This window comes from Nocardioides sp. YJ-D4, from assembly GCF_054031495.1.
Map to the genome: position 1 here is coordinate 1,675,536 of NZ_CM132932.1, position 12,844 is coordinate 1,688,379.

General features: G+C 69.6%; 16 protein-coding genes. 4 read left to right on the forward strand and 12 right to left on the reverse strand.

Annotation, left to right across the window (positions count from 1 at the left end):
• Nucleotides 1-51 precede the first annotated feature (51 nt).
• From ACW14X_RS08125 to ACW14X_RS08145, 5 genes are all read right to left on the reverse strand, one after another.
• Nucleotides 52-1,020, reverse strand: coding sequence for a TAXI family TRAP transporter solute-binding subunit (locus ACW14X_RS08125; protein WP_457165259.1), 969 nt, complete (start codon nt 1,018-1,020; stop codon nt 52-54).
• Entirely contained in the window at nt 1,017-2,372 is a 1,356-nt protein-coding gene (locus tag ACW14X_RS08130; protein WP_457165260.1) for a sensor histidine kinase, read from the reverse strand. The genes ACW14X_RS08125 and ACW14X_RS08130 overlap by 4 nt, the downstream gene beginning before the upstream one ends.
• A 22-nt stretch (nt 2,373-2,394) precedes the next feature.
• A complete protein-coding gene (locus ACW14X_RS08135) occupies nt 2,395-3,060 on the reverse strand; it encodes a response regulator transcription factor (RefSeq protein ID WP_350714392.1) in 666 nt (221 codons plus the stop codon).
• 26 nt (nt 3,061-3,086) lie between these two features.
• The gene (locus ACW14X_RS08140; RefSeq protein WP_457165261.1) at nt 3,087-4,349 is read right to left on the reverse strand and encodes an Nramp family divalent metal transporter; all 1,263 of its coding nucleotides are present in this window, start codon (nt 4,347-4,349) and stop codon (nt 3,087-3,089) included.
• A gap of 153 nt (nt 4,350-4,502) precedes the next feature.
• Nucleotides 4,503-5,288 (reverse strand): HAD-IIA family hydrolase, encoded by a 786-nt coding sequence (locus ACW14X_RS08145; RefSeq protein ID WP_350714388.1) that lies wholly within the window; start codon nt 5,286-5,288, stop codon nt 4,503-4,505.
• A 212-nt stretch (nt 5,289-5,500) separates the two neighbouring features.
• Here ACW14X_RS08145 and ACW14X_RS08150 point away from each other — a divergent pair, with 212 nt between their 5' ends.
• Both ACW14X_RS08150 and ACW14X_RS08155 read left to right on the forward strand, forming a co-directional pair.
• On the forward strand, nt 5,501-7,024 hold the full coding sequence (locus ACW14X_RS08150; RefSeq protein WP_457165262.1) for an alpha/beta hydrolase: 1,524 nt from the start codon (nt 5,501-5,503) through the stop codon (nt 7,022-7,024).
• 49 nt (nt 7,025-7,073) lie between these two features.
• Complete coding sequence (locus ACW14X_RS08155; protein WP_457165263.1) at nt 7,074-7,451, forward strand: YdeI/OmpD-associated family protein; 378 nt, start codon at nt 7,074-7,076, stop codon at nt 7,449-7,451.
• A gap of 3 nt (nt 7,452-7,454) precedes the next feature.
• On the opposite strand, the gene ACW14X_RS08160 is transcribed toward ACW14X_RS08155, so the two are convergent.
• From ACW14X_RS08160 to ACW14X_RS08175, 4 genes are all read right to left on the reverse strand, one after another.
• Nucleotides 7,455-7,946: an SRPBCC family protein gene (locus ACW14X_RS08160; protein ID WP_457165264.1), complete on the reverse strand. Its 492-nt coding sequence runs from the start codon at nt 7,944-7,946 to the stop codon at nt 7,455-7,457.
• 94 nt (nt 7,947-8,040) lie between these two features.
• On the reverse strand, nt 8,041-8,262 hold the full coding sequence (locus ACW14X_RS08165; protein WP_457165265.1) for a hypothetical protein: 222 nt from the start codon (nt 8,260-8,262) through the stop codon (nt 8,041-8,043).
• The gene (locus ACW14X_RS08170) at nt 8,259-8,909 is read right to left on the reverse strand and encodes an RNA polymerase sigma factor (RefSeq protein ID WP_457165266.1); all 651 of its coding nucleotides are present in this window, start codon (nt 8,907-8,909) and stop codon (nt 8,259-8,261) included. The genes ACW14X_RS08165 and ACW14X_RS08170 overlap by 4 nt, the downstream gene beginning before the upstream one ends.
• Nucleotides 8,906-9,139, reverse strand: coding sequence for a hypothetical protein (locus tag ACW14X_RS08175; protein ID WP_350844747.1), 234 nt, complete (start codon nt 9,137-9,139; stop codon nt 8,906-8,908). Before ACW14X_RS08175 ends, ACW14X_RS08170 begins: the two co-directional genes overlap by 4 nt.
• Nucleotides 9,140-9,293: 154 nt before the next feature.
• On the opposite strand from ACW14X_RS08175, the gene ACW14X_RS08180 reads away from it, so the two are divergent.
• Nucleotides 9,294-9,719: a hypothetical protein gene (locus ACW14X_RS08180; protein ID WP_160024969.1), complete on the forward strand. Its 426-nt coding sequence runs from the start codon at nt 9,294-9,296 to the stop codon at nt 9,717-9,719.
• Nucleotides 9,720-9,739: 20 nt separating this feature from the next.
• On the opposite strand, the gene ACW14X_RS08185 is transcribed toward ACW14X_RS08180, so the two are convergent.
• The 3 genes from ACW14X_RS08185 to ACW14X_RS08195 all read right to left on the reverse strand — a co-directional run bounded on the left by ACW14X_RS08185 (nt 9,740) and on the right by ACW14X_RS08195 (nt 12,251).
• Nucleotides 9,740-10,126 (reverse strand): hypothetical protein, encoded by a 387-nt coding sequence (locus ACW14X_RS08185; protein ID WP_160024970.1) that lies wholly within the window; start codon nt 10,124-10,126, stop codon nt 9,740-9,742.
• Nucleotides 10,127-10,217: 91 nt separating this feature from the next.
• Nucleotides 10,218-11,039: an aldo/keto reductase gene (locus tag ACW14X_RS08190; RefSeq protein ID WP_457165267.1), complete on the reverse strand. Its 822-nt coding sequence runs from the start codon at nt 11,037-11,039 to the stop codon at nt 10,218-10,220.
• Nucleotides 11,040-11,069: 30 nt separating this feature from the next.
• Nucleotides 11,070-12,251 carry an MFS transporter gene (locus ACW14X_RS08195; protein ID WP_457165268.1) on the reverse strand — a complete coding sequence of 394 codons (1,182 nt, stop codon included), beginning with the start codon at nt 12,249-12,251 and terminating at the stop codon, nt 11,070-11,072.
• Nucleotides 12,252-12,391: 140 nt separating this feature from the next.
• Between ACW14X_RS08195 and ACW14X_RS08200 the strand changes: the two genes are divergently transcribed.
• Entirely contained in the window at nt 12,392-12,844 is a 453-nt protein-coding gene (locus tag ACW14X_RS08200; RefSeq protein WP_160024973.1) for a MarR family winged helix-turn-helix transcriptional regulator, read from the forward strand.

The following is a 12,844-nucleotide window of genomic DNA, read 5'->3' on the forward strand; positions in this document are numbered from 1 at the left end:
GCCCCAGCGTGCGACCGCCGCCCGGCTATTCCCGAGGCCGTCGCCGCCACCTCATCCGTGCAGAGCGCGATAGGCCGACAACGCGCCGGGATGGAGAGGGATCCGTCCGGTCTGGATCATCGTGGCGGGCTCCAGGTACTGCAGCCCTCGGACGAAGTCCGGGATCAGCAGGTCCGCACGGCTGACCATCACATCGACGATCTCCCGCGCCACTCGGTGCGGCAGGTCGCGGCGCGCCAGCAGCAGATTGGGGACGCCGATCGTCGTGCCGCCCGAGGGGGGACCGTAGTCGACCGGTGGCACCTTCCGGGTCGAGTAGCGGTAGCCGGACTGTCGCGACATCGGGGTGGCGAGCGCCCCGAGGTCGATCATCCGAAGCGGCCGCTCACGGCCCGCCTTGCCGATCGTGGGCGTCGGGATCCCGCCGGACCAGAACACGGCATCGACGTCGTTCTCGAGCAGCCGGTCCAGACCGGCGGCCAGCCCCATGTACCTCACCGTGAGATCGCGGGTCTGCAGACCGGCTGCTCCCAGGAGCACGACAGCGGTCACGGCGGCGCCGGACCCGGCGGCCCCGAGCACGACCCGCCGGCCGCGAAGGTCGCCGACCTCGCGGATCGGACTGTCGTCGGTCACGAGGAGCTGCAGATAGTTCTCATAGATGCGCGCCAACGCCATCGGACGCGCTTCCTCGGGCATGTCGGCGACGATCCGGTCGAGGCCGTCCTCGAGCGCGAGCCCGAGCGCAGCCTCGCCGTCTCCGAGGAGACGTACGTTGTCGAGGCTTCCCTCCGTCGACAGGACCGTCGGTTCCAGCCCAGGGCTCACGGCACGCAGCTGATCGGCGAGCAGGCCAGCGAAGACCGCATAGGTCCCGTACTCAGTGCCCGCCGCGATCGTGACGGGTGACGTCGCGGTGTCGCCGCATCCCGCCAAGGACGCCACGGTCGGCGCGACGGCAGCGGCGGTGACCGTCCGCACCAACGTCCGTCTCGTCAGCTGCCCACCCGTCCAGGTCACGACGCCACCCGCAGCGAGAACTCGGCGATCGTCCCGACCGGTTCGGCGGGCCGCAGGCGTACGCGACCACCGTTGGCGCCCGCGAGCTCCTCGGCGATCGCCAGTCCGAGGCCGGATCCCGTCCGCTGGCCACCGGACCGCCAGAACCGCTCGGTCGCCAGGTGCCACTCGTCGGGTTCGAGCCCCGGCCCGTCGTCACGGACCCAGCCGACGACCCCGTCGGCGGTCTCGGTCGCCGAGAGCTCGACGTGGGCGCCCGGACCGGCATAGCGGATGGCGTTGTCGATGAGGACGTCGAGGATCTGGTCGAGCACCCCGGCCACCTCCACCTCCGGCAGGTCTCCCGTGATCGCCAAGGACTGCCCCGCCGCTTCCGCGGCCGGCCGCCAGGCCTCCACGCGCTCGCGGATGACGGTGCCCACGACCTGATCCGGGACCGTGACGCCTCCACCGGCACGGGCCGCCCCGGCCTCCTGGGCCCGCGCGAGCGACATCAGCTGGTCGAGGAGCGTCTCCAGGCGCTCCAGCTCCTTGGTCAGACCCGCATAGGCCCGCTCACCGGTGCTGTTCACATGTGACTCCAGTCCATCGGCTCGCAGCCGCAGCGCCGCCAGGGGGTTGCGCAGCTGATGCGACGCGTCGGCGACCAGCTGACGCTGCTGCTCCAGGGACGTCTCGACGGCGGCACCCATGCGGTTGAACTCGGCGACCAGACCGCGAAGCTCCGCCGGGCCGGTCGCGAGCACATCCGCGCTGCGGTCGCCATGCGTGATCGTGCGCGCCGCTGCCTCGAGCGAGTGCACCGGACGCATGGTCCATCGCGACAGCCGCCTGGTGAGCGCCGCAGCCACCAGCAGGAGCGCCAGCGCCCCGACCGCGATGAGCGCCCAGTCCCGCCTGATCTGTGCGGCGGCGACCGAGGTGTCGACGCGAGTCAGCGCGTACGACCTGACCTCGCCGTCCTCGCGACCCGGAGCTCCGCGCAAAGGGTCCGCGGTGGTCCAGGGCAGGATCCGAGGCATCGCGACGGGAGGCACGCCCACCAGTCCGATCCGCAGCGCTCCCCGGACGGAGGCGGCGCCGGCGTCGAGGTCGCCAGCGAGCGAGAGCTCCTGGCCATCGGCATCGACGACGAGGACCGGCTCGCCGTAGACGTCGTGGTAGCGGTCGACGAGCTCTGCGACCGGCTGGCCGGAGGCCGCCGCCTCCGCGATCACCGCCATCTGCCGGTCCCGCTCGGACGCGAGCCGGGCGGTCCGCCGGTCGGCGAGCGTGGTCGCCAGCGGAAACGCCAGTGCCAGCAGCGTCCCGAGCAGGAGCAGGCCGACGACGAGCTGTACCCGACGCTCCATCACCGTCGTCTCCCCTTCTCGATCAGCCGAGCCGGAAGCCGTAGCCGCGCACCGTGTGCAGCGGCAGGTCCCGACCCAGCTTGCTGCGGAGCGCGGTCACGAAGAAGTCCAGCGAACGCGACTTGCCGACCGCCGGCGTACCCCACACCTGGAGCAGCAGCTCGTCGCGGCTCACCGCCTCGCCGGTGCGGGCGATCAGCGCGGCCAGCAGATCGAACTCCGTCGCGGTCACCGAGACCGGGGACCCGGCACGGTGGACGGTGCGCGCAGCGACGTCGACGCTCAGCTCGCCCAACGTGACCACGCGTTCGGCCGGGCGCGGTTCGGCGGAGGCCATCCGGCTCCGCCGAACCAGCGCGTGGACACGAGCGAGCAGCACCGCCCTGCCGACCGGCTTCACCAGGTAGTCGTCGGCGCCGGCACGCAGGCCGAGGACGACGGACCCGTCGCTGTCACGCGCCGTGAGCACGAGCACCGGAACCGTCGAGACCCGCCGCACCGTACGCAGGAAGTCGAGTCCGTCCATGTCCGGCAGGCCGAGATCGAGCACCACCAGGTCGGCTCCGGCGATCTGGTGCAGCCCGTCGTCGCCGCGACTGCAGTGCGTCGTGGTCCACCCCACGTCCTCGAAGGCGTCCACCAACGCCTCCGCAACGCTCGGGTCGTCCTCGACCACCAGAATCCGCACGGAGTCAACCTAACCTGGTGCGGTGATCAGAACGCACCGGTGACGACGACGCGGACCTGGTGCACCGCCAGTGCCACGAAGACGAGCGCGCACAGACCCATCACCACGTTCGAGTAGATCCGGTTGCGCCATTCGCGCGGCACCCGGTCGGTGTTGAGGATCCACAGGAGCGTGATCGCGAGGAACGGCATGAAGAGCGCCCCGAGCACGCCGTAGGCGAGGATCAGATAGACCGGCTGGTCCAGGAACAGGGCGATGATCGGCGGGAACGTCAGCCACAGGATGTACCCGCGGTACCAGATGCCGCCGGCGAGCCGCTCGGGAGCGTCTTCGGGAGCCTTCCGTACGTGACCGGCGAAGTCGGCGAACATGAGGCTGACCCCGTGCCACACCCCCACCAGCGAGCTCAGCGCGGCGGAGAGGAAGCCGATCAGGAAGATCGTTCCGGCGGCCGGTCCGTACCGGTCCTCGAGGACGTTCCCGATGTCGAGCATCCCCTTGTCGCCGGTGTCGACCGCGATGCCGGCCGAGTACAGCAGCTCGGCCCCGACGATGAGCGTGGAGACGACGAAGATCCCCGTCACGACGTACGCGACCGAGTTGTCGATGCGCATCACCCGCATGTACGCCGGGGTCGCCCAGCCCTTCTCCCGCAGCCAGTAGCCGTACGCGGCCAGCGTGATCGTGCCGCCGACACCGCCGGCGACGCTCAGGATGTTGAGCAGCGACCCGTCCGGGATCCGGGGCACCAGGCCGGCGGCGAGCTCGGGCAGGTTCGGCACCGTGAGCGCGGCGGCGGCGACCATCGAGATGAACATCAGCAGCACCATGATGCTGAGCGCCTTCTCGAACAGTCCGTAGCGGCCGGTCCAGACCAGCGCGAGGCCGAAGATCCCGGCGATGATGCCCCAGGCCTTCACCGACAGCACCGGCACCAGGGCGTGGGCGGCGAGCCCGGTGCCCGACATGGCGGCCGCGCCGTACACGAACCCCCAGATGATGAGATACGGCCCGAAGTAGGCGTGGGTCCAGCGGCCCAGGCTGCTCCAGCCCTCGTAGATCGTACGTCCGGTCGCCAGGCTGTAGCGGCCGGCTCCCTCCACGAGCACGACCTTCATCAGGCACCCGAGCACGACGGCCCAGAGCAGCGCGTAGCCGTACTTGCTGCCCGCGATCATGGTGGCGACCAGGTCGGCGGCGCCGACACCGGTCGCGGCGACGACCAGGCCGGGCCCGATCAAGCGCCAGCGAGGGACGGCCCCTGCGGACTTGTCATCGATGACAGTCATCAGTTGTAACTCCTCGGTCTTCTCCGGGTGGGGTCACCCGGACGCCCGACTATGTGACGGTCGACACAGTCGCGTCCACGAGGAGAGGCCTTGAGCGGACTTTCCTTACACAACCCAATGAATTCGGGCGCTCGACCCGATCCGGAGGCCAGGTCAGGCGTCGAGCAGCGGCAGTACGTCGGCGATGGAGGAGACCACGCGGGTCGGCCGGAACGGGAAGGTCTCGATCTGCTCGGGCCTGGTCGACCCGGTCTCGACGAGGATGGTGCGCATCCCGGCCTCGAGACCGCTGATGATGTCGGTGTCCATCCGGTCGCCGATCATCACCGTGGTCTCGGAGTGGGCCTCGAGCTGGTTGAGCGCGCTGCGCATCATCAGCGGGTTCGGCTTGCCGACGTAGTAGGGCGCCCGGTTGGTCGCGGCGCTGATCAGCGCGGCGACGGAGCCGGTGGCGGGCAGCGTGCCCTGCGGGCTCGGCCCGCTCGGGTCCGGGTTGGTCGCGATGAACCGCGCGCCGGCCTCGATCAGCCGGATCGCCCGGGTGATCGACTCGAAGGAGTAGGTGCGGGTCTCCCCGAGCACCACATAGTCGGGGTCGTTCTCCGTCATCACGTAGCCGACCGCGTGCATGGCGGTCGTCAGCCCCGCCTCGCCGACGACGTACGCCGAGCCGCCCGGCCGCTGGTCGGCGAGGAACTGCGCGGTCGCGAGCGCCGAGGTCCAGATCGACTTCTCGGGGACGTCGAGCCCGGAGCGGAGCAGCCTCACCCGGAGGTCCCGCGGGGTGTAGATCGAGTTGTTGGTCAGCACCATGAACGGCACCGACGCCGCGGTCAGCTTCGCCAGGAACTCGCCGGCTCCCGGGATCGGCTCCTCCTCACGCACCAGGACACCGTCCATGTCGGTCAGCCAGGTCTTGATGGGGCGCTCGTCGATCACGAGGACATCCTCGCCGATCGCGGCCCAACCGCCAACCGTTGTGGCCGACTCGTACGGCAACCGTCTTCAGCAGGGGCAGTGATCTGCAGCACTACTACTTTCCCCACCGGTCAATAGTCCTTTCGACCACCCCGGAATGGTCTGCGGCCGGATGTTCCCGCCCTCCGATCAGCGAAGACTGACACCGTCCCCACCATCCTCGGGAGGAAGAAATGAAACGCATCTCAGTACCGCTCGCCGTCGCCGTCGCCGTCGCCACACTGGCCCCCGTGGTCTCGGTGGCAGGTCCAGCGGCGGCGCAGGCCGCGCCACCGGACAGCATCAGGTGGGACAGATGCCCCGCCGATATCTCTCCGGTGCCGATCCCGGAAGGGATGCAGTGCGGGACCCTGAAGGTCCCGCTGGACTACAGCGACCCCAACGGCCGGACGATCGATATCGCGGTCTCGCGCCTGCCGAGCAAGAAGCCCGACAAGCGGCGCGGCATCCTGCTGACCAACCCCGGCGGCCCCTCCGCCGGAGAGAGCTATCCGGCGATGCTCGTCGCGATCGGACTCCCACAGAGTGTCCGGGACAGCTACGACGTGATCGGCTTCGACCCGCGCGGGATCGGCCGCAGCACACCGGTGACCTGCGACCTCACCCCGGATCAAGTGCTCACAGGCAGCATCCCGCCGTACCCGCTCGACGCCGCCGATGTGGCCGAGCACGCGGCCGTGAGCAAGCAGATCGCCCAGCAGTGCGCGGCGTCCAAGACATCCCGGATGCTGCCGCACATCAGCCCGGCCAACACCGCACGTGACATGGATCGGATCCGGGCCGCGCTGGGTGAGTCGAAGCTGTCGTACGCCGGTGCCTCCTGGGGAACCCACCTGGGTGCGGTCTACACCACCCTGTTCCCGCAGCGCAGCGACCGGATCGTGCTCGACAGCAACATGGGCCCGGGTGGCTGGGACTACGCCAGCGACCGGCTGTGGTCGCAGGGCGTCGAGGACACCTTCCCGGCCTTCGCGAAGTTCGCTGCGGCGAACCACCGCGAGTACGGCTTGGGCAAGACACCGGCGCAGGTACGGGCGAAGCACTTCGAGCTCGCCGAGCGACTGGAGAAGAAGCCGATCCCGACACCGGACGGCCCCTTCGACCATGTCGCGTTCCGGCTGATCAACTTCGGTCTGCTGTACGGCCCGACCCAGCTGCCGCTACTTGCGGACATCTGGCAGGCGGTCGATACGAACCAGCCCCCGCCACCGCTGCCCGGTGGCGGCGCCGTGACCGACGTGGACAACCTCATCTCCGGTCGCTACTACATGATCTGCAACGACGCGCACTGGCCGTCGTCGGTGGCGACCTACCAGCGCAACGTCGCCGTCGACCGGATCAGATACCCGCTGTTCGGTGCCGCGGGAGCCAACATCACGCCGTGCGCGTACTGGCCGGATCCCGCCGAACCGCAGGTCCGGATCACCGATCAGGGTCCGTCCAACGTACTGATGGTGCAGAACCTTCGCGACCCGGCGACACCGCTCGACGGCGCGCGGGAGATGCGGGCGGCATTGGGCAAGCGGGCCACCATGGTCACCGCCGATCAGAGTGGCCACGGCGTCTACCCGGGCGGCAGGAACCGCTGCGCGAACCACGTGGTGACGACCTATCTGACAACGGGCGAGCGGCCGTTGCGCGACTACCACTGCTCGGCCGACGCCGCACCCCGCACCACGACAGCCTTCGTCGGCTAGCTGTGATGCCCAGCCAGGTCTTCACGCGGCCAACCACTAGATTGGCCGCGTGGAGACCATCGACGGCGAGCCGGTGCTGGACCGGCCATCGGTGACCGATGTCGAGGCCTACTTCGAGACCGTTGATCCCAATACCCGAGCGGTGTGGCTGCGCCTGACCCGCAAGGGCGTCGAGCCGGCCTCGCTCTCCTCCGACGAGCTGGTCGACGTCGGCCTCTGCTTCGGCTGGATCTCTGCCGTACGCCGCCGAGGCGATGAGGAGACGTACCTGCAGCGCTACACCCGCCGGCGCCCCGCTTCGAAGTGGTCCCGGCTCAACATCTCCAAGGTCGAGCGGCTCACCGCCGAGGGCCGCATGCGGCCGGCCGGCCTGGCCGAGGTCGAGACGGCGCGGGCAGATGGTCGCTGGGACAACCCCTGGACCTGACCCTCAGCCGCGCTCGAGCCTCTTCCTCAGGCCGTTGATCAGCGACCCCACGGCGAGCGAGAGCAGAGCCCGGACGATCGGCGCCGTGGGTCCGGCTCCCTTCGCCACCTCGACGGCAACGGTCCAGGTCAGCCGGGAGCCGGTCGGCGTCGACTCGACGACGTAGTCCTCCGCGAACCGGCGGATGCCGGGGCGGTTCGACTCGACGACCGCGAAGGTCATCCGCCGGTTCTCGTCCCAGCGGTAGAACTTCTCCCGCACCGTGGCCACACCGCCCATGGTGACCTCGCGCACCGTGCCGACGCCGTACGGTCGCGGACCGACCCACCGCGTCTTCGTGGCGCCGGGCCCCCACGAGACCACGGCATCGTCGGCGGCCAGCGCCTCCCACAACGTCTCGACCGGCACGTCGACGTCGAGCACCTTGGTCGTGACCGCGCGTGCGGTCCCCAGGAAGTCGTCGTCGGCGGGAGCGAGGGGGTACCAGCGGGTCATGGGCCAACCTTTGTGAGCTCGAGATGAGGACGACTACATCTTCGTCGATACACGATCGGCAGGACCGCAGCGGCGCGGCGAGACGATCAGGTCACTACGTGAGCAGGTCCATCAACGCCTCAGCCTCTTCGGCGCAGGCGCCGCAGGCCTTCAGATGCACCTGCATCGGAAGGTCCACGTGGCCCGGATCGGCCAGCAGCTGCTCGACGTAGGTGTCGATCTGGTCGAAGCAGTCGTCGCAGGACAAGTAGGGATTGGTGTCGAGCAGCAGGCCGTCGAGAGCGGCAGCGGGCAGACGGCGGTTCCTGTCGGTCATGGCGCGCTCCGCAGGGACGATTCATCGAGATGGCCGCTGGCCAGCAGGGACGTACGTAGTCGCTGGCGGGCGTCGTGGAGTGTCTTGTACAGGGCGTTGCGATTGGTGTTGAGCCGCTCGGCGAGCACGTCGATCGGCACCTGATCGATCAGCAGCGCCAGTGTGACCCGCCGCTGGTGGGGTGTCAGGACGGTGGCGATCGCGGCCTGGACGGCCCGCGAGAGATCATCCGCCTGCACGTATCCCTCGGGAGCGCTGCCGTCGTCCGGGACGTCGAACGAGTCCGGAAGCGCGACCTCCCGATGCCGCCATGCCTGCCGCCGGACGGCGACGCCGGCGTGCAGGACGCCGAACTTGTAGACCCAGGTGCTGAACCGGCTTCGCCCCTCGAAGGTGGCGAGCTTGCCGAGCACCGCGACCAGGGCATCGTCGGCAGCCTGCTGTGCCAGGTCTTCCAGGTCCGCAGACCCCGCACCAGGCAGCTGGCTCCGCAGGCGCCACACCTGATGCCGGGTCGCCCGCAGCAGCAGGTCATGGAGACTGCGCTGGGCGACGTGCCCCGGAGGCCCGGGGTCGTTCAGATCGCTCACCCAGGGCTCGTTCGACGCTACGCCGATCTCAGCCATGCCACCCTGCACGATGTTCATGATCCCACCTCGCCCGGCGACGGATCCACGATCCTGACAGCCAGCTCGGGCGGGCACCCGCGGTCCACCAGCTGCAGCAGCGCATGCAGGTCGAGGCGTACGTCCGCGGCCACCTCCGCGGCCAAGTCGTCCGGAAAGCCGGCACCGAGCAGGCTTCGCCGACGCCACGCCACCGCATCCTCGAAAGCCTGGCGCGAGCGCAGGGCACGGTCCCGCTTCTGCAGCTTCATGACTGATTGGTGTCGCGCGCAGCGAGGTTCTTACCGGACGAGCCGAACTTCTCGGGCGGCGGTAAGACGCGGGCGAGTCGATGACACACATGCAGCAAAGGCACCCGGGAACGTCCCGAACAGAGCCTTCATCCACCCCCGAAAGGGAGCACTCATGACCAGCCACACATCCGAGACCTCGATCACCAGGTCGATCACCGAATCCTCCGGCAGCGACCGGGCCTTCTTCCTGCTGCGCACGGTCTTCGTCGTCGCCCCGATCGCCTTCGGACTCGACAAGTTCGTCGAAGTCCTCACCGAATGGGACCGCTACCTCGCGCCCTGGATCGACGACATCGTCCCCGGCAGCGCGCACCAGGCGATGCTCGCAGTCGGCATCATCGAGATCGTGGCCGGCATCGTCGTCGCGATCATCCCTCGCTACGGCGCACTGCTGGTCGCCGCCTGGCTGGCCGGGATCATCGTCAACCTCGTCTCGATGGGCGAGTTCTACGACGTCGCGCTGCGCGACTTCGGCCTGTTGGTCGGAGCGCTCGCCCTCGCCGCCCTTGCCTTCGGCCGCAAGCGGAACGCTGCCTGAACGACCCGCGCGCCCCGGGCTCAGTCGGCCAGGCGCAGGTCGCCCTCGGCCCGGGGCGGCAGGTTGGAGAGGGCGGCCTGGACGAGCGCGACGCGTGCTTTGACCGTGACCGCCCGGCGGAGCCGGCCGACGTCATCACCGATGTTGCGCTCGACCGATTCGCGGATCTGCTCCTCCGGGAACGTCGGGCGACCACCGACGGGGACATCGATGTCAGGGAGATCGGTGAGCACCGGGAAGATCTGGGTGCCGATGCTGTCCAGGAGCTTGAAGCGCTGGAAGCGGTCGGTCTCGTCCCAGACCTTGTCGATGTCGGCGCCGCCCTTGCGGAACCTCCGGCCGGAGGCCAGGACGGTCTTGGCCGTCCCGGTCAGGGCCACGGTGAGCTCATGCTCGGTCAATCGCATGACGCCAAGCATGCCCTCAACCGGTCCGGACATCTGCCCCGGGCTGATCACCGATCGATAACACCTGCTCCAGATGGTCAGACGCAGATGGTCAGGCGGCGTTGAAGGTCGCCGGGTCCGGCCCGGTGCGGCCCTCGCTCTCCAGGTCGTCGATCGTGGCCAGGTCGGCGGCGGTGAGGTCGAACCCGAACACGTCGAGGTTCTGCGCGATCCGCGACGGGGTCACCGACTTGGGGATGACGATCCGGCCCTGCTGGAGGTGCCAGCGCAGGATCACCTGGGCCGGCGTACGACCGAGGCGGTCGGCGATCGCGGTGATCGCCGGGTTCTCGAGCATCGCGCCCTGGGCGAGCGGGCTCCAGGCCTCGGTCGCGATCCCGAGCCCGTCGTTCGCAGCGACCGTGGTGCGCTGCTGCAGCGCCGGGTGCAGCTCGATCTGGTTGACGGCCGGCACCGTGCCACCGAGCGCGACGATCCGGTCGAGGTGCTCGGGCAGGAAGTTGGAGACGCCGATCGCGCGGACTCGCCCCGCGGCGTACAGCTCCTCGAGGCCCTGCCACGCACCGACATAGAGGTCACGCGCGGGAGTGGGCCAGTGGATCAGGTAGAGATCGACCTGATCGAGGCCGAGGAGCTCGAGGCTCTTCTCGTACGCCTCGACCGGCCGCTCGTGGTCGGCGTTCCAGAGCTTCGTGGTGATGAAGAGGTCCTCGCGGGCGATGCCCGACTTCGCGATCGCACGGCCGACGCCGGCCTCGTTGCCGTAGACCGCCGCGGTGTCGATGCTGCGGTAGCCGGCCTCGAGCGCCGCGGTCACGGCGGCCTCGGTCTCGTCGTCCGGCACCTGGAAGACGCCGTAGCCGAGCTGCGGCATCGCGATGCCGTTGTTCAGGGTGATGGTCGGGATGGTCATGAGATTTCCTTCTCTGGGACGGGGTGAGGTTCAGGCAGGGACGGGGACGGACGTACGCCGCTCGCCGCCGGGCGCACGGACGGCGACCAGGAGGACGAGGAGACCGAGCGCGGTGACACCGGCGCCCGCCCACAGCGGCGAGGTGTAGCCGAGCCCGGCGGCCAGGGTGAGACCGCCGATCCAGGCGCCGAGCGCGTTGCCGACGTTGAAGGCGGCGATGTTGGCGCCGGAGGCGAGGGTGGGTGCCCGGTCGGCGTACCCCATGACGCGCATCTGCAGGGCCGGCACGGTGCCGAAGCCCACCGCGCCCATCAGGACCAGCGCGACGACGGTGAGCACCTGGCTGGTCGCGACGAGGGCGAAGCCGGCGAGGACGACGGTCAGGGCGGCCAGGAGCACGCCGAGGGTCTTGACCAGATCGCGGTCCGCGGCGCGGCCGCCCACGATGTTGCCGAAGAAGAGGCCGACACCGAAGAGGACGAGCAGCAGCGGCACCGTGCCGGAGGAGAAGCCGCTGACCTCGGTCAGGGTGAAGGCGATGTAGGTGAACCCGCCGAACATCCCGCCGTAGCCGAGGACGGTCAGGGCGATCGAGAACCAGACCTGCGGGCTGGCGAAGGCGGCCAGCTCGGTGCGTACGGCCGGGGTGTTCTCCTCGCTGCGACCGGTGTGGGCGGGGACCAGGAGGGCGATGCCGATGAAGGCGATGATGCCGATGGCGGTGATCGCCCAGAAGGTCGAGCGCCAGCCGGCGGCCTGGCCGAGCAGGGTGCCGAGAGGTACGCCGAGGACGTTGGCGAGCGTGAGGCCACCGAACATGAAGGCGATCGCGCTGGCCTTGCGCTCCGGGGCGACCAGCTGGGCGGCGACGACGGCACCGATGCCGAAGAAGGCGCCGTGGCACAGCGCGGCGATGATCCGGCCGACCATCATCGTGGCGTAGTCGGGCGAGATCGCGGAGATCAGGTTGCCGAGGATGAACAGCACCATCAGACCGAGCAGGGCGACCTTGCGGGGCACCCGGGTGAGCAGGAGGGTCAGGCCGACGGCGCCGATCGCGACGCTGAGGGCATAGCCGGAGATGAGGTAGCCGGCGGTGGTCTCGCTGACCCCGAAGTCGGTGGAGACCTCGGGCAGCAGGCCCATGATGACGAACTCGGTGAGGCCGATGCCGAACCCCCCGATCGCGAGGGCTAGCAGTGCGACGGGCATGGATGACTCCTGAACGTGGACGGGTTGCGTCTGTCGATAGTCCGCGTGTGCATTAGTTGCACGCGCTTTGTATTTATAGTTGCACGCGCGCACTATCAGCGCAACTCGGGTATGCTGGAGTCGTCCACGAAGGAGGACCCATGGGAATCGCTGACGACGCCGTCGAGATCCGCGCGCAGGGCTGGCGCACGCTGGCCGCCGTGCACGGCCTGATCGAGGCCGCGCTCGAGAAGGCGCTGCAGCGTGAGCACGGGCTGTCGGTCGTCGAGTTCACCGTCCTCGACGCGCTCAGCCGTCAGGACGGCTGGCACATGCGCATGCAACAGCTGGCCCGCGCGGCGGCCCTCTCCTCCTCGGCCACGACCCGGTTGGTCACGCGCCTGGAGAACCGCGACCTCCTCACCCGGATCCTGTGCGCCGACGACCGCCGCGGGATCTACACCGAGCTCACGCCCGCCGGGCGCGCCCTGCTGAAGAAGGCCCGTCCGTTGCACGACGAGGTGTTGCGTACGGCACTGGACGAGGCCGCCGAGATCCCCGAGCTCGCGCCGCTCGTGCACGCGCTCGGGTCGCTGTCACCGGCCCCGGCCTGA

Bases quoted from the DNA above. Each gene is read 5' to 3' on its own strand.
- ACW14X_RS08130 (WP_457165260.1), bottom strand. From the start codon at position 2,372: ATGGAGCGTCGGGTACAGCTCGTCGTCGGCCTGCTCCTGCTCGGGACG.
- ACW14X_RS08140 (WP_457165261.1), bottom strand. From the start codon at position 4,349: ATGACTGTCATCGATGACAAGTCCGCAGGGGCCGTCCCTCGCTGGCGC.
- ACW14X_RS08150 (WP_457165262.1), top strand. From the start codon at position 5,501: ATGAAACGCATCTCAGTACCGCTCGCCGTCGCCGTCGCCGTCGCCACA.
- ACW14X_RS08160 (WP_457165264.1), bottom strand. From the start codon at position 7,946: ATGACCCGCTGGTACCCCCTCGCTCCCGCCGACGACGACTTCCTGGGG.
- ACW14X_RS08165 (WP_457165265.1), bottom strand. From the start codon at position 8,262: ATGACCGACAGGAACCGCCGTCTGCCCGCTGCCGCTCTCGACGGCCTG.
- ACW14X_RS08170 (WP_457165266.1), bottom strand. From the start codon at position 8,909: ATGAACATCGTGCAGGGTGGCATGGCTGAGATCGGCGTAGCGTCGAAC.
- ACW14X_RS08175 (WP_350844747.1), bottom strand. From the start codon at position 9,139: ATGAAGCTGCAGAAGCGGGACCGTGCCCTGCGCTCGCGCCAGGCTTTC.
- ACW14X_RS08180 (WP_160024969.1), top strand. From the start codon at position 9,294: ATGACCAGCCACACATCCGAGACCTCGATCACCAGGTCGATCACCGAA.
- ACW14X_RS08185 (WP_160024970.1), bottom strand. From the start codon at position 10,126: ATGCGATTGACCGAGCATGAGCTCACCGTGGCCCTGACCGGGACGGCC.
- ACW14X_RS08190 (WP_457165267.1), bottom strand. From the start codon at position 11,039: ATGACCATCCCGACCATCACCCTGAACAACGGCATCGCGATGCCGCAG.
- ACW14X_RS08195 (WP_457165268.1), bottom strand. From the start codon at position 12,251: ATGCCCGTCGCACTGCTAGCCCTCGCGATCGGGGGGTTCGGCATCGGC.
- ACW14X_RS08200 (WP_160024973.1), top strand. From the start codon at position 12,392: ATGGGAATCGCTGACGACGCCGTCGAGATCCGCGCGCAGGGCTGGCGC.